The organism is Agrobacterium sp. a22-2, from assembly GCF_012276985.1.
Classification (GTDB): domain Bacteria; phylum Pseudomonadota; class Alphaproteobacteria; order Rhizobiales; family Rhizobiaceae; genus Allorhizobium.
This window is the reverse complement of sequence record NZ_JAAXMM010000027.1, coordinates 1-24427: the sequence shown is the minus strand read 5'-3', so window position 1 is coordinate 24427 and position 24427 is coordinate 1. Positions and strand designations below refer to the sequence as shown.

Annotated in this window: 19 protein-coding genes and 1 riboswitch; of the genes, 15 read left to right on the top strand and 4 right to left on the bottom strand. The window is 60.0% G+C overall.

Features of this window, described 5'->3' with window-relative positions; genetic code table 11:
• Positions 1-434 precede the first annotated feature (434 nt).
• A complete protein-coding gene (locus HFC70_RS25675) occupies positions 435-650 on the bottom strand; it encodes a hypothetical protein (protein WP_168476166.1) in 216 nt (71 codons plus the stop codon).
• 235 nt (positions 651-885) lie between these two features.
• Positions 886-1104, top strand: a riboswitch (cobalamin riboswitch).
• 53 nt (positions 1105-1157) lie between these two features.
• Here HFC70_RS25675 and HFC70_RS25670 point away from each other — a divergent pair.
• From HFC70_RS25670 to HFC70_RS25645, 6 genes are all read left to right on the top strand, one after another.
• Positions 1158-1811: an energy-coupling factor ABC transporter permease gene (locus HFC70_RS25670; RefSeq protein WP_168476165.1), complete on the top strand. Its 654-nt coding sequence runs from the start codon at positions 1158-1160 to the stop codon at positions 1809-1811.
• Positions 1812-1992: 181 nt separating this feature from the next.
• The gene (locus HFC70_RS25665; protein ID WP_168476164.1) at positions 1993-2934 is read left to right on the top strand and encodes a phosphoribosylaminoimidazolesuccinocarboxamide synthase; all 942 of its coding nucleotides are present in this window, start codon (positions 1993-1995) and stop codon (positions 2932-2934) included.
• An 87-nt stretch (positions 2935-3021) separates the two neighbouring features.
• Complete coding sequence (locus tag HFC70_RS25660; protein ID WP_168476167.1) at positions 3022-3627, top strand: TetR family transcriptional regulator; 606 nt, start codon at positions 3022-3024, stop codon at positions 3625-3627.
• Positions 3628-3827: 200 nt separating this feature from the next.
• Positions 3828-5036 carry an efflux RND transporter periplasmic adaptor subunit gene (locus HFC70_RS25655; RefSeq protein WP_168476163.1) on the top strand — a complete coding sequence of 403 codons (1209 nt, stop codon included), beginning with the start codon at positions 3828-3830 and terminating at the stop codon, positions 5034-5036.
• Positions 5037-5080: 44 nt separating this feature from the next.
• Entirely contained in the window at positions 5081-8194 is a 3114-nt protein-coding gene (locus HFC70_RS25650; RefSeq protein WP_168476162.1) for an efflux RND transporter permease subunit, read from the top strand.
• Positions 8195-8329: 135 nt separating this feature from the next.
• Complete coding sequence (locus tag HFC70_RS25645) at positions 8330-9733, top strand: efflux transporter outer membrane subunit (RefSeq protein WP_168476161.1); 1404 nt, start codon at positions 8330-8332, stop codon at positions 9731-9733.
• Positions 9734-9843: 110 nt separating this feature from the next.
• Here the strand turns inward: HFC70_RS25645 and HFC70_RS25640 are convergent, their stop codons facing one another.
• Complete coding sequence (locus tag HFC70_RS25640; protein WP_168476160.1) at positions 9844-10671, bottom strand: MerR family transcriptional regulator; 828 nt, start codon at positions 10669-10671, stop codon at positions 9844-9846.
• Positions 10672-10817: 146 nt separating this feature from the next.
• On the opposite strand from HFC70_RS25640, the gene HFC70_RS25635 reads away from it, so the two are divergent.
• Positions 10818-12104, top strand: coding sequence for a 4-aminobutyrate--2-oxoglutarate transaminase (locus HFC70_RS25635; RefSeq protein WP_168476159.1), 1287 nt, complete (start codon positions 10818-10820; stop codon positions 12102-12104).
• Entirely contained in the window at positions 12101-13585 is a 1485-nt protein-coding gene (locus tag HFC70_RS25630; RefSeq protein ID WP_168476158.1) for an NAD-dependent succinate-semialdehyde dehydrogenase, read from the top strand. The genes HFC70_RS25635 and HFC70_RS25630 overlap by 4 nt, the downstream gene beginning before the upstream one ends.
• Before the next feature lie 115 nt (positions 13586-13700).
• On the opposite strand, the gene efp is transcribed toward HFC70_RS25630, so the two are convergent.
• On the bottom strand, positions 13701-14270 hold the full coding sequence (gene efp, locus HFC70_RS25625) for an elongation factor P (RefSeq protein WP_168476157.1): 570 nt from the start codon (positions 14268-14270) through the stop codon (positions 13701-13703).
• Between the two features lie 147 nt (positions 14271-14417).
• Between efp and epmA the strand changes: the two genes are divergently transcribed.
• From epmA to HFC70_RS25590, 7 genes are all read left to right on the top strand, one after another.
• Positions 14418-15482: an EF-P lysine aminoacylase EpmA gene (gene epmA, locus HFC70_RS25620; protein ID WP_168476156.1), complete on the top strand. Its 1065-nt coding sequence runs from the start codon at positions 14418-14420 to the stop codon at positions 15480-15482.
• Positions 15479-16525 carry a lysine-2,3-aminomutase-like protein gene (locus tag HFC70_RS25615; RefSeq protein WP_168476155.1) on the top strand — a complete coding sequence of 349 codons (1047 nt, stop codon included), beginning with the start codon at positions 15479-15481 and terminating at the stop codon, positions 16523-16525. The genes epmA and HFC70_RS25615 overlap by 4 nt, the downstream gene beginning before the upstream one ends.
• Before the next feature lie 202 nt (positions 16526-16727).
• Positions 16728-16979, top strand: a complete 252-nt coding sequence (locus HFC70_RS25610; RefSeq protein WP_168476154.1) for an acyl carrier protein — start codon at positions 16728-16730, stop codon at positions 16977-16979.
• Complete coding sequence (locus tag HFC70_RS25605; RefSeq protein WP_168476153.1) at positions 16979-18160, top strand: acyl-CoA dehydrogenase family protein; 1182 nt, start codon at positions 16979-16981, stop codon at positions 18158-18160. The genes HFC70_RS25610 and HFC70_RS25605 overlap by 1 nt, the downstream gene beginning before the upstream one ends.
• 5 nt (positions 18161-18165) lie before the next feature.
• The gene (locus HFC70_RS25600) at positions 18166-19074 is read left to right on the top strand and encodes an amino acid--[acyl-carrier-protein] ligase (RefSeq protein ID WP_168476152.1); all 909 of its coding nucleotides are present in this window, start codon (positions 18166-18168) and stop codon (positions 19072-19074) included.
• A gap of 8 nt (positions 19075-19082) precedes the next feature.
• Positions 19083-20051 (top strand): DUF1839 family protein, encoded by a 969-nt coding sequence (locus tag HFC70_RS25595; RefSeq protein WP_168476151.1) that lies wholly within the window; start codon positions 19083-19085, stop codon positions 20049-20051.
• Between the two features lie 71 nt (positions 20052-20122).
• Positions 20123-22609: a glycoside hydrolase family 2 protein gene (locus tag HFC70_RS25590; protein WP_168476150.1), complete on the top strand. Its 2487-nt coding sequence runs from the start codon at positions 20123-20125 to the stop codon at positions 22607-22609.
• Positions 22610-22618: 9 nt separating this feature from the next.
• On the opposite strand, the gene HFC70_RS25585 is transcribed toward HFC70_RS25590, so the two are convergent.
• Positions 22619-24427, bottom strand: a 1809-nt coding sequence (locus tag HFC70_RS25585; protein ID WP_168476149.1) for an alpha/beta fold hydrolase, incomplete at its 5' end; no start/stop codon positions are given.

Sequence of the window (24427 nt, the reverse complement as noted above, 5' to 3'; positions counted from 1 at the left end):
ACCCAAAACCAGCCAATCTGGCCAAGCTCTGTCGGATTTCTTTAGAACGAAAGTCACCGTCGCCAGCAGCGCCGCCGCCCTCGTTCAGTGAGCGGTTTATAGATCCCACTACCCGATCAAGTCAACACCTCTCCGTCAAAAAACTGTCGTTTTTTGTAAACACCTGAAATTAAACAGTAAAAACGATAGGTTGGATTTTGGAGGGCGGAGCGAAACACCCATGAGGTGTGATGTGACTTGCCGATACACGGTGCGGTGGGCGATCGGCGACACTTTGAGCTTTCCGGAGCCCGCCGCTGTGCCCACAGGGTCGGCGACGGCCTCTCTGCTGCCCGCCATTCTCCCCTCTCTATGCTGAATATGGAGTGCGATCAGATGTCTTTGTTATGGGTTGGCAACTGCGCGACGGCAGTCACAGCCCGGCACGGCTACCGTCAGCCTTTGGTGATGAGGATCAGGATCGCGAACATCACAGGCACGGCCGTCAGCGCCGGCAGGATGATGGCGGGGTAGCCGAAGAACAGGATGGCAAGGATCCACAACAGGAGGCAATTGACGATGAACAGGATCTTCGCCGTCACCGACCCCGTCATGGCTTCCTTCAGCATCCAGCCGAAGACCGGGACATGATAAATGGCTCTTGCCAGCATTGAACGACACCCTTTCCTGGCCCGCCTGTGATCTTCGCGCGCTTTCCGATTGGCTTTTGTCAAAGCACTAATGGCCCGCTTGACAAGCATCAATGCGGCAAATTGGCTCTCGCACCTTCGGTCAATTTCCATTTGAATGAAGCAGAGCCTTGCCCTAACAATATCAGGCCTGCTCGTCGAACCGTCTCGCTGCGAAGGAACATGTCGTTCCCGACACTGCGAAACGCCGGACAGGCGCTCAGAATACTGCAATGGTTTCGCCCGATACAAAAGAGAGGGCGAATGAAAAGGGAATACGGTGAGGACTACCCATCAGGGACCGAAACCGTGGCTGCCCCCGCAACTGTAAGCGGAGAGCGACGTCCATCATGCCATTGGCCTTGGGAAAGGCTGATAAGGCGGACCGAGCACTGACCCGCAAGCCAGGAGACCTGCCATCGCATCGGCCACGAGACCCGTGGCGCTTTACTGAAATCCGCGCGGTGGGCGCGGTCGAAAGGTAGAAACATGCATATCGAAATCGGAATTATCGACCCCGTGCGCCTGGCGCTGGCCAATGCCGCGGCACTGAGCCTCGTCGCATCGCAGGTGCCGGCGATCATACGCAATCCCTTTATCATACCGAAGACGGCGCTGGCCGCGGTCATCTTCACGGTGCTGATGCAGGCCTGGCATTTCCCCGTGGGGCCATCGGAACTGCATCTGATCGGCGCCACCACCGTCTATATGCTGTTCGGGTTTGCGCCCGCCATGCTCGGCTTTGCACTCGGCCTGGTCCTGCAGGCCTTCCTGTTCGAGCCGGCCGACATCCCGCACCTTGGCGTCAATGCCCTGTCATTGATGATCCCGATGATCGCCGTCCATTATTCGTTCGGCCGCCGCCTTTTCGATGCCCGGCTCAATGATCGCTTCAACCTGTCCAAGGTTCTGCGCATCGATGCCGTCTATTATGCGGGCGTCTCGGCCATGGTCGGCTTCTGGCTGATGATTTCCAACGATGCTGTTGCCATGACGGACTGGGCAACCTGGGTGGCCGCCTATTTCCCGGTCTTCCTGGTCGAGGCGCTGATCACCTTCGGCGCGGTCACGGTCATCAAGGGTCTGCGCGCCAACGGCCTCGTGTCCCGCATGACGGAAGTCAACCGCCTGACCTTTGCCTGAGGCAGGCCAGCGCCGATGATCCGGCGCCAACAAGACATGAGCGCACGGCTTTCGGGTCGTGCGCTTTTTTATGGCCTTGGCGCTTGCCCCCATCGGCAAAGCTTGACATAGCCAGAGAAAGATCAGGTCCGGTCCGCAGTCGCCATGGGCGTCCGGATCCGTTTCAAGAAGGGTGGAGCCATTGCGCATTCTTTCAGAAGCCCATTTCGAAGAGCTTCCGGCTTATTATCGCGGCAAGGTTCGTGAGAACTACGATCTGCCGGATGGTCGGCGCATCATCATTTCCACCGACCGGCTCAGCGCTTTCGACCGAATCCTCACCTGCATTCCTTATAAAGGCCAGGTCTTGACCCAGACTGCCCGCTACTGGTTCGAAGCAACGAAGGACATCTGCCCCAATCATGTGCTCGACTATCCAGATCCGAATGTCGTGATCGGCAAGCGGCTCGACATCCTTCCCGTCGAAATCGTCGTGCGCGGCTATCTGGCCGGCACCACCGGCACCTCGATCCTGACGCTCTACAAGGCCGGCGAGCGGACCATGTATGGCATGACCCTGCCGGACGGCATGCGCGACAACCAGGTCCTGCCCGAGCCGATCATCACGCCGACCAGCAAGGAGTTCGACGGTGGCCATGACGAACCGCTGACGCCCGGCGAAATCGTTTCCAAAGGTCTGCTGACAAAAGAGCAGTGGGAGACGCTGTCACGCTATGCGCTTGCGCTCTTTGCCCGCGGCCAGGAGATGGCAGCCAAGCGCGGCCTGATCCTCGTTGACACGAAGTATGAGTTCGGCACCGACGAGCACGGCACGATCATTCTGGCCGACGAAATCCACACGCCCGACAGCAGCCGCTACTGGATCGCCGAGAGCTATCCCGACAGCTTCGAGAAGGGCCTGCGGCCAGCCAGCTTCGACAAGGATTTTGTTCGCGCCTGGGTGGCCGAGCGTTGCAATCCTTATACAGACGAGATCCCGGAAATTCCGGTCGAACTGGTCGAAGAGACCTCGCGGGTCTATATTAAAGCCTATGAAGCGATTACCGGCGCGACATTCGTGCCGGATGACAGCGCAGCGACGCCTCGCGACAGGATTCGCAACAATCTCGCTGCATATTTTTAAAAAGAGGCAGGACCGACTTTGGCGACAGCGTCCAAAACAATGGCAATCGGTTGCGGCAGCGAAACCGCAAGTGCTGCGGATGGCGGCATCGTGCGCCGTCCGCGACGCAAGGCTGAGGAAACCCGCGAGGATATCCTCAACACGGCCGAAAACCTGTTTCGCGCGCGCGGCTATTCCAGCGTGGCGATCGCCGACATCGCCGCCGCACTGGGCATGTCGCCGGCCAATGTCTTCAAGCATTTCCATACCAAGACCAGCCTGATCGATGCGATCTCATCGCGGCATATCGACAATCTGGCCCATCGATTGGCCCGGCCGGATCCCGGCAAGGCCCCACCCGAGCGTCTCCTTCGCATGGTGGAACAGTTGATGGAAAGCCATCTGCGCGATCTCAAGGAAAATCCTCACGTTTTCGAAATGATCCTGCTGACGGCAAGGCAAGAACTTGAATGCGGTCTGCGCTACAGGGCCATGGTGGCGGCTGATATCGCATCGATCATCGAGGATGGCGTGCGGCAAGGTATCTATCATGTCGAGGATAGCCTGAGCACAGCCCACACAGCGGCCATGGCGCTGTCTTGCGTGCTGCACCCTGTCATGATCGCGAATGAAAAGCCTGACATATTGGCAACACGTTGCCGAGAAGTGGTCGGCCTGATAAATGCCGCGCTGCAAAATCCCCTTGTCAGGTGACGATGTTTGACTTACGTCACTTAACGGCAGGTTACTCGTGTCTATGCGAGAGCCGGCTCGATGTGTCGTGACCAGCCGCGAGAAAAATTGCGTTCCCAGTCGCTGCCGGCCTTAATAAATGTTAATTATGGCGCTGACGCCCCTTGCTGTAATCGGTAATCGAAACTTCGCTTGTCACTTCGTTTTTTGGAAAGCTGCCCATGTATCGTCGTCTGTTGCCGCCTGCATTTGCCCTGTTGGTTGTCGCCGCCCTAGCAGGCTGCAGCGATGAGACTGCAAAGACCGCACCCGCGGGGGCAGAGAGGCCTCCATCTCCGGTGAGCGTCCTGATCATGAAGGCCGGCGAGCAACCGCTGACCACCGTGCTGTCGGGCCGCGCAACGGCCTTCCAGTCAGCGGATATTCGCCCTCGGGTTGGCGGCATCATCAAAGAGATTGCCTTCAAGGAAGGAAATTTCGTCAAGGCCGGCGATTTACTCTATAAAATTGACGACGACACCTATGTCGCCGCGGTCGAGGAGGCCAAGGCGACCCTTGAAAAGTCCCAGGCCAGTATTCCCGCCGCAGAAGCCAATCTTCAGCGATATGAGCGGCTTGCCAATAGCGGCGCCTCACAGAAAGAATATGAAGACGCGCAGACAACCTTGCTTCAGGCAAAAGCTGCCGTTTCGGAATCGCGCGCTGCCCTGCAAACGGCGCAGATCAGTCTTGATCTGACGGAAGTCAAGGCGCCGTTTGATGGCGTGACATCGGCAACCAATTACTCCATTGGCAATGTGGTAACGGCGAGCCAGACAGATTCACTGATGACGCTGCGCAAGATCGACCCGATTTACATTGAACTCAACGAAGCCAGCGTCAATCTGCAGCGTATGAAGGCGGCTATCACCGCTGCAAACAGCTCCAGCAATGGCGATGGAGCGGGGATCACGGACATCCGTCTGACACTGGAAGACGGGACGGATTATCCGCAGGTGGGTAAACTTGATATGTCCGAAATGGCTGTCAGCACCACAACCGGGACAGTGTCCATCCGAACCTTGTTCGACAATCCGAACAATGTGATCCTGCCGGGGATGTTTGTGCGCGCCACAATCAAGGTCGGCCAGGAAGCGGGCTATCTCATTCCTCAGCGTGCTGCAGGGCGCAATGCCAATGGCGATCTGACGGCGAAATTTGTCAATGCCGAAAACAAGGTCGAGACCCGTACATTCCGGACCAGCAAGCTCTCGGGCAACAGCTGGCTGGTCAATGAGGGTGTGACGGATGGTGACAAGCTGATCGTGGATGGTTTTCAATGGATTTCGGATAATGCCACGGTCAATCCTATTCCCTCGGAAGTGGATGCCAAAGGCTTTATCATAGACAAATCTGCCGCACCGGAAAACACCGCAACACCGAAATCATGATGTCAAAGGACATCCCCGGCAACATCGTGATCAGGAATTAGAGAATGTCCAAATTTTTCATACGGCGACCGATTTTCGCCTGGGTGATCGCAATCGTGATCATGCTAGGGGGCGCCCTTGCCATCAGCACACTGTCAATTTCACAATATCCGGAGATTGCGCCGCCAACAGTGCGCATCAGCGCAAGCTATACAGGGGCCAGCGCCGACACTGTCAAGAAGACGGTGACCCAGATTATTGAAGACGGAATGACCGGCCTCGACGGTCTGACCTATATGACATCGTCGTCCACGACTGCCCAGGCGACAATCACGCTGACCTTCGACAACAGCGTCGATCCTGATATCGCTCAGGTTCAGGTCCAGAACAAGCTTCAACTCGTCACCACGCAGCTGCCGTCCGTTGTTCAGGATCTCGGAATTGAGGTGACAAAGTCCACCTCGAGCATTCTGCTTGTTGGCGCATTGGTATCCACTGATGGCAAGAAATCCTCGGCCGATCTGGGCGATATCTTCTCCACCCAGATCGAAGATCAGGTCAAAAGACTTCAGGGCGTGGGCAGCATCAATTCATTCGGTTCGGCCTTCGCCATGCGGATCTGGCTTGATCCGTTCAAGCTCAAGAAATTCCAGCTGACCCCTGCCGATGTCACATCCGCTATCGAGGCTCAGAATACACAGGTTTCGGTCGGTTCCGTAGGGGGTCTGCCATCGGTGGAAGGCCAGCAGCTTAATGTCACTATGACGGCGCAAAGCCAACTGACAACCGTCCCGGAATTCGAAAGAATTATCCTCAAGGTCGACACCAGTGGTGCCAATGTACGCCTTGGTGATGTCGCAAGGGTTGAAATCGGGCAGGAAAGCTATACCTCCACATCGAGATCCGACCGCCAACCGGCCTCAGGCTTTGCAGTAAACCTCGCAACCGGTGCCAATGCGCTGGATACAGCGGCGCTTGTGAAGGCAAAACTGGCACAGATTGCACCTTCGCTGCCGCAAAACGTCAAAATCATCTATCCCTACGACACGACGCCTTTCGTCTCCCTGTCGATTGAAAAAGTGGTCCATACCCTGATCGAAGCGATCGTACTGGTCTTCTTCGTTCTACTGATTTTCCTGCAAAATCTCAGGGCTACCTTGATCCCGATGATTGCCGTTCCGGTGGTTTTGCTGGGAACATTCGGCATCCTCGCCCTGACCGGCTATTCCATCAACACGCTGACCATGTTCGCCATGGTTCTGGCCATCGGCCTGCTCGTCGATGACGCGATTGTGGTGGTGGAAAATGTCGAGCGTATTATGTCGGAGGAAGGCCTGGGGCCTCTGGAGGCCACAGAAAAGTCCATGGGTGAAATCACCGGCGCAATCGTGGGTATTGCCCTCGTGCTGACGGCAGTTTTCGTTCCCATGGCCTTCTTCGGCGGTTCCACCGGCATCATCTATCGTCAGTTCTCCGTGACGATCATCTCTGCCATGCTGCTCTCGGCAGTAGTCGCGATCGTACTGACCCCAGCCCTGTGCGCCACGATGCTCAAGCCAATTGACCATCATAAAAAGGGCAAAGGTCTGGCTGCATGGTTCAATCGTAATTTCGACAGGACTACCAAGGGCTATGTCAGCACGGTCGGTTATCTTCTGGGACGTCCGTTGCGAGTGTTGATGATGTTCGCCATCGTGATCGGTGGTTGCGCCTGGTTTTTCACCAGATTGCCATCGTCCTTCCTGCCACAGGAAGATCAAGGTGTCCTGATGACCATTATTCAGTTGCCGAATGGTGCAACATCGGCACAGACAGCTGAGGTGATCAAGAAAGTCGAGGACTATTACATCGACAAGGAGAAGGATGGCATTGAAAGCGTGTTTGCGGTCAATGGCTTCAGTTTCAACGGCTCAGGCCAGAACAATGCTCTGGTGTTTGCCAAGCTTCAGGATTTTGACAAGCGCACGGACGCAACGCTCGCGGCAAGCGCGATCGTTCAGCGTGCGATGGGGTATTTTTTCACGATCCGTGAGGCCCAGGTGTTCCCATTGCTCCCGCCAGCCATTCAGGGCATGGGCAATTCGAGCGGCTTCTCCATGTATCTTGTCGACAGCGGCAATCATGGTTCGGAAGCGCTGGTCAATGCGTCAAAACTCCTGGCCCAGGAAGCCAATAGTGGCAACCTCGTCAGCTCCATGCGCAGCAATGACAGAGATCAGGAAAGCCAGCTCAAAATCCTGCTCGACCAGGAGAAGCTGAGTGCCATGGGCGTGACGATTTCGGATGCGAACTCAATGCTGACCACTATTTTTGCCAGCACACGCGTCAACGACTTCACACTCAACGGCAAGATCAAGAAGGTCTACGTTCAAGCCGATGCGCCTTATCGCATGCAGGCGGAGGACCTGAAATATTGGAATGCGCGCAACTCCAACAGTGAGATGGTGCCGTTCTCCTCGTTTACAGAGACAAAATGGGTCAACGGTCTTCCCTCGATCTCGGCATTTAATGCGGTCTCGGCATTTTCCATGGAAGGTTCATCCGCACCGGGCGTGAGCTCCGGCGACGCGATGAACGAAGTCGAGCGGCTGGTGTCTCAGATGGACGGCGGCTACTCTGTAGCATGGTCGGGCATTTCCTATCAGGAGCGGCTCTCAGGTTCGCAGGCTCCGCTTCTCTATGCCTTGTCGGTGTTGATTGTTTTCCTTTGCCTTGCGGCCCTGTATGAAAGCTGGTCGATCCCGTTTTCGATCATCATGGCTGTTCCTATTGGTGTGCTTGGTGCCGTGGCGGCAGCCCATTTCATGGGGCAGGACAATGACGTCTACTTCAAGGTAGGATTGCTCACGACAATAGGTCTGGCGGCCAAAAATGCCATTCTGATCGTCGAGTTTGCCAAGGAGCGGCAGGAGCAAGGCCTGTCATTGTTGGATGCAACGTTGGAAGCTGCAAGGCTGCGGTTGCGCCCAATCATCATGACGTCGCTTGCTTTCATTTTGGGTGTCGTACCGCTGGCGATCGCCACCGGTGCCGGCTCCGCCGCGCAAAATGCCATCGGTATTGGCGTCCTGGGTGGGATGCTCTCGGCCACGTTGATCGGTATTTTCTTCGTGCCATCTTTCTTCGTCATCATTCGTCGCATTTCAAACCGTGCAAAACCGAAAGAGGGGCTGTCATGAAAAAGCGGCCCTTGCTAGGTTAACAAATCGTGAGGGGGTTGATTCCCTTGTTCAACATACCGTGTAAGGTCATTTGTGGACGGCATGACGCCCCCAGGAATGGTCAGATCATCGAGTGTATTCTAGGATAAAATGATGCTATCCATTCGTGTAGCCGCACCCCTCGCAATGCTTATTCTCTCCGGCTGCGTCAGCGGACCGGACCACAGCCCGCCAACCACCGACCTGCCGATGAAATATGCCGAAGGCGGCAAGGAATCGACCGGCGACGTATCGATGGCTGCCTGGTGGACCGCCTTCAACGACAAGCGGCTGAACGGCCTCGTCGAACAGGGCTTGGCCCAGAACCTCGACATCCTGCAGGCAATGGAGCGCATTACATCTGCTGAGGCCAGCGTCATTGTCGCCGGCGCCGGCGCGCTGCCGAGCCTCACCGCCTCGGCCGACCACACCGAAAGCAAGACGAACGGCATCAGCGCCTCTGACAAGACCTCGACCTCCAGCGGCGGCCTCAGCGTCTCCTGGCTGCTCGACCTGTTCGGCGAGTATAAGCGTTCCAAGGAAAGCGCCAACGCCTCCCTGGATGCGGCCTATGCAAACGCCGATACGGCCAAGCTGACCTATATGTCGGAGCTGGTGAAAGCCTATATCGACGCACGTTACTATCAGCAGCGCATCGCCGTTGCCCGCAAGGCCCTTGGTTCCCGCCGCGAAACACTGGAATTGACCAAGCTTCAGCTGGAAGCCGGCGCCGCTTCGCGACTGGATGTCGTGCAGTCCGAAGGCCTGGTCAATTCGACCCTTGCCGATCTGCCCGGCTTCGAGACCAATTTCCGCCAGTCCGCCCATCGCGTTGCCACCCTGCTCGGCCTGCCGGCTTCCAGCTTGATCGCCGACCTGCAGAAGGGTGCTCCGCAGCCGGTCGCCCGTGTTCGCGTCAAGGCCGGCATCCCTGCCGACCTGATCCGCAATCGTCCCGATATCCGCGCTGCCGAACGCACGCTGGCATCATATGTCGCCGAAATCGGCGTGGCGGAAGCGCAGCTCTATCCGTCTATCACGCTGGGCGGCTCGATCTCGCCATCCTATATCGCCACAAGCGCACTCGGCGGCACGTCGACATCCTGGTCCTTCGGCCCGAGTCTGAGCCTGCCGATCCTGGATGGCGGCAGCCGGAAGGCCAATGTCGATATCGCCAAGTCGTCGGCTCGCGAACAGTATCTGGCCTGGAAGCAGACTGTCTTGAACGCGGTTGAAGAAGTGGAAAATGCGCTGGCCGCCGTCAATCGCGACAGCCAGACCGTCAACGCTTTAACGGCAACCGTTCGCTCTTATGAAGAAGCGCTCCAACTCTCGACCGCCAGCTACAAGGACGGTGCTTCGTCGCTGCTCGACGTTCTCGATGCGCAGCGTTCCGTCACAACTGCCGAGGCAGACCTTGCCCAGGCCGTGCAGCAGATGGCTGCCGACTTCGTCAGCCTCAATGTGGCGATCGGCGGCGGCTACGCCTTCAACTCCGGTTCCGCCAAGACCATGTAAGCGATCCCGCTTTCACGAATGCAATAAAGAGCCCTGGCAACTCTGCGGTTGCCAGGGTTTTCTTATGGCTGCAGGAGACTTTGGAAACGAGGCAAACTGCTCCCACGCCATCAGAAAGTCGGTGGCGTATTGACCCAGAGCAGGATCGTCTCGCCCTCATGGCTGTTGCGCCAGGAATGGGGCCGGCAGCTTTCGAAATAGAAGCTGTCGCCGGAATTCAGCGTGTGGAATTGGTCGCCATCCAGCACGATCTCCAGGCTGCCGGTCAGCACATGGATGAACTCCTCGCCATCATGCTGGTAAGCGCCTTCACTGGAAGCCCCCGGCGCCAGCTGGAACCGATGGCACTCCATCTGAGTGCGACCTTCGGCCAGAACCTGGATCGTCACGCCGGACGATGTACTCGGCCATGTCGCCCATTTCCCGTCCCGGATTAACGATTCGCCCTGCCCTCGCTCTTCCTGTCCGCTCAGCGCCGCAATCGTCGTGCCGAAATGGCTGGCGACCCGGTGGAGCGAAGTAAACGACAGGCCTTGCGATGTCCGCTCGAATGTCGACAGCATCGAGGTCGTCACCCCGGTCGCCTTGGAAACACTTTCCAGCGTCTGGCCGCCCTCGCGCCTTATGCGGCGGATCTTCAGACCGATCGGAAGATCGGTCGCCTCCTCGGCCTCGCCGGCCGGTGAGAGGTCGTCCCCCTCCTCGAGCGATCCTTGATCCTGAAGATTCTCCCGGATAGCAGCCGGGTTCAGCCCCTTCTCGCTGCGCAGCCAGGCGATGGTCTTCAATCGATCGATCAAAGTCTGATCATAAAGCCGCTGACCGCTGGCGGTCAGGATGGGTTCAATCAGCCCCTGCGCTTGCCACAGGCGGAGGGTCGAGGCGGAAACACCCGCCAATCGTGCGGCTTCGGCAATCTTAAATCGGATATCATCCATGAGAATTCCGTAGCGTATCCAGGCGTCAGGTCCACGCGCAAATAATTGCAGCAAAGCATATTGCAAGTCTACAGAAATTCTGTAGGTTTTTTGAAGACACTCGTTATCGTCTCCATCACGGCATCGGCCATCCAGAGGTTTCGACCATGAAGAACTCCGAAATATCCGCCCGCAAGAACGACGCCATTTCGCGCGGCGTCGGCATGACCACGCAGATCTACGCCGATCGGGCGGAGAATGCCGAGATCTGGGATGTCGAGGGCAACCGCTATATCGATTTCGCTGGCGGCATCGCGGTTCTCAATACCGGTCACCGCCACCCCAAGGTGATCGAAGCTGTCAAGAAGCAGCTCGACCGTTTCACCCACACCTGCCATCAGGTCGTTCCCTATGAGAACTACGTGGCGCTGGCCGAGCGGCTAAACGCCATGGTGCCAGTCCAAGGCACCAAGAAAACGATCTTTGCAACGACCGGTGCTGAAGCCGTCGAAAATGCCGTCAAGATCGCCCGTGCCGCCACAGGCCGCTCCGCCGTCATTGCCTTTACCGGTGGCTTCCACGGCCGCACCTTCATGGGCATGGCCCTGACCGGCAAGGTCGTGCCCTACAAGGTCGGCTTCGGCCAGATGATGGGCGACGTCTTCCACGTGCCCTTCCCGATCGAGATGCATGGCATCGACGTCGAGACCTCGCTCGACGTGCTCGACAAGCTGTTCAAGGCCGATGTCGACCCCAAGCGCGTTGCCGCCATCATCATCGAGCCGGTCCAGGGCGAGGGCGGCTTCTATGAAGTGCCGCGCGGCCTGATGAAGGGCCTGCGCCAGATCTGCGACGATCATGGCATTCTGCTGATTGCCGACGAAGTGCAGACCGGCTTTGCTCGCACCGGCAAGCTGTTCGCCATGGAACACTATGACGTGGCCCCTGATCTGATGACCATGGCCAAGAGCCTGGCCGGCGGCTTCCCGCTCTCGGCCGTCACCGGCCGCGCCGAGCTGATGGACGCACCCGGCCCCGGCGGCCTGGGCGGCACCTATGCCGGCAATCCGCTCGCCATTGCCGCGGCCCATGCCGTTCTCGACGTCATCGAGGAAGAGCAGCTCTGCGACCGCGCCAACCAGCTGGGTGGCCGCCTGAAGCAGCGTCTCGAGGCCCTGCGCGCCGATATCCCGCAGATCTCCGATATCCGTGGTCCGGGCTTCATGAATGCCGTCGAATTCGCCGTGCCCGGTTCTGTCAAGCCGAATGCCGATTTCACCAATGCCGTGCGGCTGAAGGCACTCGAAAAGGGCCTCATTCTGCTCACTTGCGGCGTCTATTCCAACGTCGTCCGCTTCCTGGCGCCGATCACGATCCAGGATGATATCTTCAACGAAGCGCTCGACATCATCGAGGCTTCCATTCGCGAATGTGCGGAGGAAGCAAAGAAATGAGCATTTCGACCACACTGACATCCAGGCTGAAAGACCCGTCTCTGGCGACCGACAAGTCGCTGGTAGGTGCCGACTGGCTATCGGCCAGCGACAGCGGCAAGACCTTCGACGTCACCAATCCGGCCAATGGCGAGGTCATCGCCACCCTGCCCGATCTCGGCAAGGCGGAGGTGACCCGCGCCATCGATGCCGCCTACAAGGCGCAGAAGGCCTGGGCGAAGAAGACCGGCAAGGAGCGCGCCGGCATCCTGCGCAAGCTCTATGACCTGATGGTCGCCAATGCCGACGATCTCGCCACCATCCTCACCATGGAAATGGGCAAGCCCTGGCCGGAAGCCCGCGGCGAAATCCTCTACGGGGCCTCCTATGTCGAATGGTTCGGCGAAGAGGCCAAGCGCGTCTATGGCGACACGATCCCCGGTCATCAGGCCGACAAGCGGATCATGATCATCAAGCAGCCAATCGGCGTCGTCGGCGCCATCACGCCGTGGAACTTCCCCAACGCCATGTTGGCCCGCAAGATGGCGCCGGCCATTGCGGTCGGTTGCGCCATGGTGTCGAAACCCGCCGCCCAGACGCCGCTCTCGGCGTTGGCATTGGCCATTCTGTGCGAGCGCGCCGGCCTGCCCGCCGGTATCTTCTCCGTGGTGACAGCCACCGATGCGGCCATGGTCGGCAAGGAAATGTGCGAGAACGACAAGGTCCGCAAGCTGACCTTTACCGGCTCCACCAATGTCGGCCGCATCCTGATGCGCCAGGGCGCCGACCAGATCATGAAGCTCGGCCTGGAACTGGGCGGCAATGCCCCTTTCATCGTCTTTGACGACGCCGATCTCGACGCTGCCGTCGAGGGCGCCATGGTCTCGAAATACCGCAATGCCGGCCAGACCTGCGTCTGCGCCAACCGCCTCTATGTGCAGTCCGGCGTCTATGAGGCATTTGCCGCCAAGCTTGCCGAGCGCGTGGCCAAGATGAAGGTCGGCGATGGTTTTGCCGAAGGCGTCACCACCGGCCCGTTGATCGACACCAACGCCTTGAAGAAAGTCCGCGAACATGTCACGGATGCCGTTTCCAAGGGTGCCAAGATTGCCGCTGGCGGCGAAACCTCCGATCTCGGTGGCCTGTTCTTCGAGCCGACCATCCTGACCGGCGTTACCAGCGACATGAGGGTTGCCGTCGAGGAAACCTTCGGTCCCGTGGCTCCGCTCTTCAAGTTCGAAACGGAAGAGGAAGTCGTCGAACTCGCCAACAACACCGAGTTCGGCCTCGCCTCCTATTTCTTCTCAAAGGACATCGCCAAGATCTTCCGGGTCGCCGAAGCCCTGGAATACGGCATGGTCGGCATCAATACCGGCCTGATCTCCACGGAAGTCGCGCCCTTCGGCGGTATCAAGCAGTCCGGCCTCGGCCGCGAAGGCTCGAAATACGGTATCGACGATTATACCGAGATCAAATATCTCTGCCTCGGCGGCATCGAGTAAGAACTTCTCGAAATTTTTCTCCCGGACGGGTCACGCCCGGGAATGCCCTAGCAAAAAAGCCTCCGCAACGGTTCACGTTGCAGAGGCTTCCAATAGACTTGAAAAACGGCAGGGATCAGTCCTTGGCGCGTTCCACGTAGGAATTGTCTTCCGTCAGGATGACGACGCGGGTGCCGGCGTTGACATGCGGCGGCACCATGGTGCGAACGCCATTGTTCAGGATCGCCGGCTTGTAGGAGGACGATGCCGTCTGGCCCTTGACGACCGGTTCGGTCTCGACGATCTCGAAGGTCATCTGGCGCGGCAGCTGCAGCGCCAGCGCCATGCCTTCGTAGATCGACAGGATGACGGACATGCCTTCCTGGAGATAAGGCTTGGCATCGCCGACTGTTTCGGCATCGACAGCCACCTGATCGTAGTTTTCCGGGTTCATGAAGTGGAAGCCCTCGCCATCCTCGTAGAGGAACTGGTAGGTCTTGTCCTCGACGAATGCCCGCTCGACCTGCTCGGTCGTGCGCCAGCGTTCCGATACCTTCACGCCGTCGACGATGCGGCGCATGTCGACCTGGGTGACGGGCGTGCCCTTGCCGGGATGGAAGTTGGCAGCGGTGAGAACGACGTAAAGCTTGCCGTCCACGTCGAGCACGTTGCCCTTGCGGACCGAAGAGGCGATGACCTTGACCATTGGAATTCCTTGTATCTGCGCAAGACCCATCGTAAAGGACGGCCTGTCGTCCCTACCGACGTCTTCTATTACTTTTTTCCTGGGCGCACCTAACCTAAAATCGGCGAAATAGCCAGCCCGTGTTGCGATAAGGACCGAGAAACCGGAATGAATGACAACCGTCCATCCGCCTCGCCTTGGTGGACGCCCGGCGTCCATGCCGACCGGCGTCCGTTTCTTCTCGGCCGAAATGCGATCCAGGCACGGCTGCGTGGCTTCTTCGCCGAACAGGCCTTCATCGAGGTCGACACAGCCACCCTGCAGGTTTCGCCCGGCAATGAGGCCCATCTGCACGCCTTCGCGACGGAGGCTGTCGGCCCTGATGGACAAGGCACGCCGCTTTATCTGCACACCTCGCCGGAATTCGCCTGCAAGAAGCTGTTGGCGGCCGGCGAGCAGCGCATCGCCTGTTTCGCCCATGTCTATCGCAATCGCGAGCGCGGCCCGCTGCATCACCCGGAATTCACCATGCTCGAATGGTACAGGGCCGGCGAAGGCTACGAAACCCTGATGGCCGATGCCGCCGAGATCCTGGCGCTGGCCGCAGACGTGGTCAAGGCCGGCCTGCTGACCTATCGTGGTCGCAGCACCGATCCCTTTCAGGAGCCGCAGCGCTTAAGCGTGGCCGATGCCTTCAAGCGCTATGCCGGCATCGATCTTCTGCCCTCCGTCGAGGCAGGCGGCGCCACCGATCGCGACCATCTGGCCGCCGAACTGCAAAAGGCCGGCATCCGTCATGCCGATGACGACACCTGGGCTGACCTTTTCAGCCGGGTACTCGTCGAAAAGGTCGAACCCAATCTCGGCTTCGGTCGGCCGACCATTCTCGACGAATACCCCGTCTGCGAAGCAGCCCTCGCCCGACCCTCATCGCGCGATCCGCGGGTGGCCGAACGGTTCGAACTTTATGCCTGCGGCGTGGAACTCGCCAATGCCTTCGGCGAACTGACGGATGCGGCCGAACAGCGTCGGCGTTTTCAGGCCGAGATGGTGGAAAAGCAGCGGGTCTATGGCGAAACCTACCCACTGGACGAGGACTTTCTGGCAGCCCTTGCCATCATGCCGGAGGCAAGCGGCATCGCGCTTGGCTTCGACCGGCTGGTGATGCTGGCCACCGGCGCCCAGCGCATCGACCATGTCATCTGGGCACCTGTTGCGGACACGACCGCATGAAACGCCGAAGCCTGACCAGTGTCGATGATCTGCAGACCGCCGGCCTCATTGAGGCGGCAGAGGCCGAAGGCCTTCGCGATGTCGGGTCACGCTATGCGATTGCGATCACCCCGACGCTGGTCGATCTGATCGACCAAGCAGACCAACACGATCCGATCGTGGCGCAATTCGTGCCGACGAAAGACGAACTCGTGCAGACGGCGGACGAGAATGCCGATCCGATCGGCGATCACGCTCACAGCCCGGTCGAAGGCATCGTCCACCGCTATCCCGACCGCGTGCTGCTGAAGGCCGTGCACATCTGTCCGGTCTATTGCCGCTTCTGCTTTCGCCGCGAGATGGTCGGCCCGAAGGGTGACGGCACGCTCTCGGCCGACGCTCTGGAGCGCGCCCTCGACTATATCCGCGCCCATGCCGAAATCTGGGAAGTGATCCTGACTGGCGGCGACCCGCTGGTGCTGTCGCCGCGCCGGCTGGCCGCCATCATGCAAGGCCTGGCGAACATTCCCCATGTCAGGATCGTGCGGTTTCACACCCGCGTGCCGGTCGTCGATCCCGGGCATGTCGACCAGGTCCTGGTCGACGCCATCCGCTCCAGCGGCAAGACCACCTATGTCGCGCTGCATGCCAATCACCCGCGCGAAATGACGCCGGAGGCCAAATCCGCCTGCGCCAGACTGATCGACAGCGGCATTGTCATGGTCAGCCAGACCGTGCTGCTCAAAGGCATCAACGACGATGCGGCCGTCCTGACCGATTTGATGCGCACCTTCGTCGAATGGCGGATCAAGCCCTATTACCTGCATCATCCGGACAAGGCCCCGGGAACCGGCCATTTCCGTGTCTCGATCGCGCAAGGACAGGCCATCGTCGGTGCCCTGCGCGGCACTCTCTCCGGCCTGTGCCAGCCGACCTATGTGCTCGATATTCCTGGTGGTTATGGCAAGACACCGATCGGCATGGCGACGATCTCAGCGCAATCCGCGGGCGATTATCTCGTCGAAGACTACCGCGGCGCCAAGCATCGCTATACCGACGGTTGAGCGGCCATTTAAGCGCCCCAAATAGGCTCTCGTTAGAAAAATCACCCGCATTCTTGACGTTTGATCATCGAGTGGCGGGTTGTTGACCGGTTTTCGCACACGGTCATCCTAATTTAACTAACGCATTTAGCGGAATCTTATGCTTTCCCCGGTAGAAGGATGCAAACAATAAGTACAGTCTAAAACGGGAAGGATAGTTCAGATGAATGAGAAAATCCGCAACTTGCTCACAAAACTGGGTGGCCTGCCTGTCGCGGCGAACGAGATTGCCCATGATGCTGATCTCTATGCCATTGGACTGTCGTCTTTCGCTTCGGTTCAACTGATGCTGGGCATCGAAGAAGCTTTCGACATCGAATTTCCCGACCATTTGCTGAACCGCAAGTCCTTCGTCAGCATCGACGCCATCGAGCGCACCGTGTCGCTCATCCTGGAGGAAAGAAAGGTCGCCTGATGAACCTCTCGATCAAGCTTCCGGCTTCGGACTTCAAGACCCGCGCGGCGCGCGTTGCGGCTGTAGCCGCCGAGTTTGCCGATCGCGTCGACGCCGATGGCCGCTTCCCACAGGAAGCCCTTGATGCCATGAAGGCCGAGCGCCTGCTGGGCATTCAGGTTCCGGTCAAGCTCGGTGGCGAAGGCGCCACCTTCAGTGAAATCGCCGAAATCTGCACCACGCTCGGCCAGGCCTGCGCGTCGAGCGCCATGATCTTCGCCATGCATCACATCAAATGTTCCAGTCTCGTCGAGCATGGAGCGGATGATGCCTGGCATAGCGCTTTCATGCAGCGCATCGCCGCGCAGCAGCTGCTGCTGGGTTCCGCCACCACCGAAGGCGGCATCGGCGGCAATCTGCGCAACAGTATCTGCGCCATCGAGGTTGACGGCGACACCTGCCGGCTGGAAAAGGACGCCACCGTCATTTCCTATGGCGAGCAGGCCGATGCCATCCTGATCACCTCGCGCGCCCACAAGGACGCCGCACCGTCCGATCAGGTGATGACCGTTTTCCTCAAAGGCCAGTACAGCCTGCAAAAGACCCATGACTGGGATACGCTCGGCATGCGCGGCACGCGCTCCGACGGCTTCCTGTTCAAGGGCGAGGCGCCGGCCGTTCAGATCCTGCCGAAACCCTTTGCGGAGATTGCTGCACAGTCGATGCTGGCCGCATCCCATCTCCTGTGGAGCGGCGTCTGGTACGGCATTGCCGTCGATGCCGTAGCCCGTGCCCAGGCCTTTGTCCGAGCTGCCGCCCGCAAGTCGCCCGGAACGCAGCCGCCGGGGGCACTGCGCCTGGCGGAAGTGTCGAGCCTGCTGCAGGTTGTCCGCTCGAATGTCATTGCCGGCCTGAAGACCTATGAAGAGGCCAAGCACGATGCTGATCGGCTGTCGTCCTTCGGCTTCTCGGTGGCGATGAACAATGTCAAGATCGCCTCGTCCGAGATGATCCTGACCATCATCAATCATGCCATGCTGATCTGCGGCATCATGGGCTACAAGAACGGCACGCCGTACAGCCTTGGCCGCCACCTGCGGGATGCCCATTCCGCGCAGCTGATGATTTCCAACGACCGCATCCTTGGAAACACATCGAACATGCTCTTGGTACATAAACTGGACACCAGCTTGTTGGGGTAAAACCGATGGACGCACAGACATCTCTTCTCGACCGGCTGTTCGACGCCGGTCTTCTGATCGACACCGGCGTGGAAGGTCTTTACGGCCGCAGCGGCCAGTTCGAAGACGTCATTGCCGCTTTCGAGCGCTATATCGACACGTTCGGCGGTGCCGATGGCGCCGAAGCCATCCGCTTCCCGCCCGGCATGAACCGCGCCTATTTCGAAAAGAGCGGCTACATGAAGAGCTTTCCGCAGCTGGCCGGCACCGTGCACAGCTTCTGCGGCTGCGAACTGGACCATGTCAGCCTGCTGAAAAGCATGGATGACGGCACGGACTGGACCGGCGAGCAGAAGGCCACCAATATCGTGCTGACGCCGGCCGCCTGCTATCCGCTCTATCCGACGATTGCCAAGCGCGGCAACCTGCCGGCAAAGGGCGGGCTCTACGACCTGCAGTCCTACTGCTTCCGCCATGAACCATCCACCGATCCGGCCCGCCAGCAGCTGTTCCGCATGCGCGAATATGTCTGCATGGGCACCGAGCAGCATGTCACCGATTTCCGCCAGACCTGGATGGATCGCGGCGTGAAGATGATGGCCGGCCTCGACCTGCCGGTGGAAATCGACGTTGCCAACGACCCGTTCTTCGGCCGCGCCGGAAAGATGCTGGCCAACAACCAGCGCGACCAGAACCTGAAGTTCGAGCTGCTGATCCCGATCACCTCGGTTTCCAAGCCCACCGCCTGCATGAGCTTCAACTACCATCAGGATGCCTTCGGCACCAAATGGGGCCTGAACCTCGAAGATGGTGCGGTCGCCCACACGGCCTGCGTCGGCTTTGGACTGGAACGCATCGCGCTCGCGCTGTTCCATCATCATGGCCTGGACGTCAAGCAATGGCCGGAAAAGGTGCGCAAGGCGCTCTGGGGCTGATCGCTGGCATGACATCCGTATTCGCGAACCTCGATCCGGCCACCTATCAACCGCACCCGCTGCATTCCAGCGAGCGCATGTGGCCGGAAACCAATTGCTATGTCGACCTGTGGATCGAAGTGCTGGCAAGCCTCGGCGTCGCACCCGAGGCCATGCTCGGCTTCACACTGACCCAGGAGTTCGAAGGCGACCAGTTCACCTTTTTCAAGGTGCCGCTGGAGGATCTCGAAAAGCTCTACGGCATCCGCTGCACCGAGCTTGCCATCTTCGACACCGTGGAAGCCCATGTGACCGAGCAGATCTGCCGCGGCCGGCTCTGCCTTGTCGAGATGGACAGCTATTTCATGCCGGACACCCGCGGCGTCGGCTATCGGCAGGATCATGGCAAGACGACCGTCGCCATCAACCGGCTGGACCTTGCTGGTCGCGGCATGGATTATTTCCACAACGGCGGCTTCTTCCATCTGGACGGCGAGGATTTCGACGGCCTGTTCCAGAGAGACCTGCCGGCTGATAGCCTACCCTTCCTGCCCTATACCGAATTTGCCAAATTCCCCGAAAAGCCTGTCGAGGATAGGGTTGTTCGCGCCAGGTCCCACGACCTGTTGAAATTCCACTACGGTCGCCGGCCGACGATCAACCCGATCGCCGATTTTGCGCGCGTCTTTCCGGCGCAGGTCGAGGCGATCGCGGAGCGGCCGTTCGGCTATTTCCACAAATATGCCTTCAACACGCTGCGCCAATTCGGCGCCAATTTCGAGCTGCTGGCGAGCCACCTTGCCTGGCTGTCGCCTGAAGGCGCATTCCAGGCGCCGATCGAGCAGGCATTGAAGATTTCGGAAACGGCCAAGACAGTCCAGTTTCAGCTGGCCCGCGCTGTCACGCGCAAGAAATTTGATCCGCTTAAATCGGTTCTCGACCCGGCAGCGCAAGCATGGGAAGACCTGATGGGCAATCTCGGCGAAAAGCTCGACTAGCGTTTGTCCGGGAAACGTGGAATCCGGTTTCACTGACAAATCGAACATAAAAGAATCCGGAGCGCAACGACATGGCCGACCGCCTGACCTATCTCGGCGCCGATGAGCGGCCTCTCGAAGGCGGCTGGACCATCCTGATCTCCGAGGCCGGGCATTTTGCCGCTCCCGGCGACATTCACCGGCCTGCTGCCCGCCTGCCTGCCCCCGTTCCGGGCACCGTCGCCGAAGCACTGAGCAAGGCCGGCCTGTTCGACCCCGAAAACCCGCAGCCGCTCGACGGCAAGGATGCCTGGTATTTCCGCTCGCTGGAGGGCGAAGAGCCGGGAAATGCGGTTCTGCGATTTTCGGGTCTGGCGACGATTGCCGAAGTCTTTTTGAATGGTGTCTTGGTCCTGTCCTCCGACAGCATGTTCGAGAGCCATGACCTGCCCGTCACGCTGACGGGCGACGATCAGCTGGCGATCTGCTTCCGCGCTCTTGCGCCCCATCTCGCCAAGCGCGGCCCCCGCGCCCGCTGGCGTCCGCAGATGATGAGTAATCAAGGCCTGCGCCTGATCCGCACCACGGCGCTCGGCTATATGCCCGGCTGGTGCCCCGAGATCCACGCCGCCGGCCCCTGGCGCCCCATCAGCCTGATCCGGCTTGCCAAGCACAGCCTGTCGGACGTCAAGATCCGGTCCGACCTCACCGAAGACGGCACGGGCCGGCTCAGCGTTTCGCTGCGTCTGGCCGGCGAACAGCGCCAATCCGCAACCACCATCACTCTACACTGTGCCGGACAGGAAGCCGCTTTCACCAGACAGGCAGACGGATCTTATACCGCTGCCCTCTCCTTGCCCGGTATCCAGCCCTGGTGGCCGCGCACCCATGGCGAGCCGAAACTCTACGATATCGGCCTGACCATCGACGGCAGGCCGCATTCGCTGGGCCTGACCGGCTTCCGCACGGTCAAGATCGATCGCGGCACAGACGGCAAGGATTTCGCCATCCGCCTCAACGGCCAGCGCATCTTCTGCCGCGGCGCCGTCTGGACATCGGCCGATGTCACTCGCCTGCCGGGCCGTAGCGAGGACTATGCGCCCTGGCTGATGCGCGCCGTGGAAGCCGGCATGAACATGATCCGCATCGGCGGCACCATGGCCTATGAAACGCCGGATTTCTTCCGCCTGTGCGACCAACTCGGCCTCCTGGTCTGGCAGGACCTGATGTTCGCCAATTTCGATTATCCGATGGCCGACGAAGTGTTCGTCGCCCATGTCACTCGCGAAGTGGACCAGTTGCTGGCCGGCATCCAAACCTCTCCGTCGCTCGCGATCGTCTGTGGCGGCAGCGAGATCTACCAGCAGGGCGCCATGCTCGGCCTGCCGGAGAGTATCTGGAAGGGCACCTTCTGCGAACAGGTCCTGAAGGACCTGACGGCAGCGTCGCGTCCCGAAGTACCCTACGTCGTCAACAGCCCGAGCGGCGGCGCCATGCCCTTTTCACCTAACGAAGGCGTTTCCCACTATTACGGCGTCGGCGCCTATTGCCGGCCGCTGGATGATGCGCGCCGTGCCGGCGTGCGCTTTGCCGCCGAGAGCCTGGCCTTTGCCAATATCCCGCAGCAGCGGACGCTGGATGCCCATCTGGCCGTGCCGCCCGTTCACGATCCGCGCTGGAAGGCGCCGGTGCCGCGCGACCGCAGCGCCTCCTGGGATTTCGAGGACGTGCGCGATCACTACCTGGCCCTGCTTTACGATGTCGACCCGGCCCGGCTGCGCCGCGAAAACCTGCCGCGCTACATGCATCTCTCCAGGGCCGTCACCGGCGAGGTCATCGAGCAGACCTTTGCGGAGTGGCGCCGTCCATCCTCCTCCTGCAATGGCGCCCTGATCTGGACGCTGCAGGACCTGATGCCCGGCGCCGGCTGGGGCGTGATCGATTCGACCGGCGAGCCGAAACCTGTCTGGTATGCCGCCCGCCGCGCCTTCGCGCCACTCAAGGTGACATTCACCGACGAAGGCACCAATGGACTGGACGTGCATGTCCTGAACGAGACCGCGATCGCGAAAACCCTGGCGCTGGAAGTCGCATGCCTGCGGGACGGCAAGACACCGGTGGTCACCGGCAAGCACCTGCTGACCCTGTCGCCGCGCGACGCCTTGAGCGTTTCCTGCACGGATCTGTTCGGCGCCTTCTTCGACACCACCTACGCCTTCCGCTTCGGCCCGCCATCCCATGACGTGACCGTCGCGACGCTGGTCGATAACGAGAAGGCCGAAATCGTGTCGCAAGCCTTCCACTTCCCGCAAGGCCGCGCAATGGCCATGCGTGATGCCGCGATCACGGCAACGCTCGTGGAAGACAATGGCCTTTGGTGCATCGACCTGATCTCCGACGGATTTGCGCAATCGGTGCATGTCGATCTGGAGGCTTATCGCGCCGAGGACGACTGGTTCCATATGGCGCCAGGCCAGACCCGTCGCCTTCGCCTGCTGCCGCGCGATGGTGCAGCAGCAAGTCAGAAGCCGGCCGGCGAGATCACAACGGCCGGCTCAAGCCGCACCGTGCGCTTCTGAGATATCCGGCTACCGCCGGGGCGCCGGGGCCATCGCCATGTCGCGGATCGCCTCGAAATAGAGGCGCCGCGCCGGTTCAGGCGTCAGGTTGTGATCCGTATCCTCGATCATGGCCATCCGCGCGTTGGGATACCGTTTGAGCCCTTCTCCATCGGCGCCGAAATGCGTGGCAAAATGGGTGAGCCCGATATCGTGTTCGCTATAGAGGATCCGCAATTCGGTCCCCCGCGCAGCAAGCTGCTCGAATGCCGTTTTGACCTCACGACAATTGCGCCGCTGTTCGGGCACCAGAAAGGGACCCGCACCTGTCACCTGCAGCAACCGCTGCCCAATAGCTTTGCCCATATTGGAAAAAGCCACGCGCACGTCGATCCGACCATCCAGCAGCCGGCGTAGGGTATCGCGCTGAAACAACCGTGCCTTGTAGGTATCGAGCGACCGCGGCACGACGCTCAGGAACTCGTCCAGATTGCGTTTCGGGTTCCAGAAGAAGGCGAAGGGATTGGCGACCACCACACCCCTGACCCGTGGGTCGCGCAAGGCACTGCGAAAGGCGAGATAGGCACCGCTGCAGCGACCGACCACGATAGCCGGCAGAAGGCCACGTTCCTCAACCAGATCCAGCGCCTCCACCACATCGGCGACCTGTGTCTCGGTGTAGAGAACCTGATCGGCAAGACCCGCAACCGGCGGGCTGTCGCCCACATTGGCAGGGTCGAACCGCAGGCTGGCAATGCCCTCGCGGGCAAGGGCTCGTGCCATGGCGACGGTTGTCCGGCCCCAGCCGGCATGTCGGTCATAGGCGGTGCTCAGAAGCAGGACCGTCGCCCCCTGCCGCTTGCCCAGCGGTTCGCAGAGAACGCCGTAAAGTCTTTGGGCCTTGCCGAAGGTCAGTGGGGTTTCGCGATAACCGTCGCATAACAGACATTGCGAGCCGGCGATTGCCTCTCCCGAAGACACCTGTTGGCCCGCTGGCAACCCAGCGATCCAGTCGACCAGCGTCTGGGCCACCGCCAAAGGCATTTTGGCCATGGTGGGATTGGCGACAAGTGCGTCGTAGCCGGTGTAGCTGGCCCTGGTAACCGTCGCGCCGAGCGTTTCCAGACGATCTGCAAAACCGCTCTCGGCCGGCAGGTTAGGGCGCTCGATCACCAGGCACGTGCTGCAAGGTGCCGCCGCTACCGCCATCAGGTCGAGTTTGCGGACATCCGCGGCGATGGGCTCCGGCATTGTCAGGCTGGCGATCGCCACGCCACCGGTCGAGCGATGCGCCTCGGCCAGGCCCATGCCATCGTCGATCGCGCGGGCCCAGAACTGCAGTTCCCGCAGATATAACCGCCCGGAAATCGCCGGCGCGAGAAACGCCATTCCGGCAAGCTCGCCCAGCCTGCCCGCAGCATTCGTGGCAATCGCCGCACCGAGCCCTTGGCTGACCACGATGATCCTCCGACAGCCCGACAGATGCCGCAGCTGCTCGGCAGCCTCCACCAGGCTGTCCTCCCAGATCGACAGACCGGCCTGGAAATCGCTTCTGTCACCCGCGTCGCCTGTTCCCGGATAGTCGAAGCGCAGACTGGAGACACCGGCGGAGGATAGCCGGTCGGCAATCACACGCCAGAATTTATGGGTGCACATTTCTTCAAAGCCCCACGGGCTGGCAAACAGCACCGCGACGTCGCGCATCATCGGCACCTGTGCCGGCATGAAGAGGCCTATCGTCTGTGAAAAGACAATTGGGGTGGCCGTGGACGTCAACCCCTCCCGCTGACCTGCCCGCCCGGCACAAAGACCTTGCCCCCGCTCGCTCCTGTTCTCCAT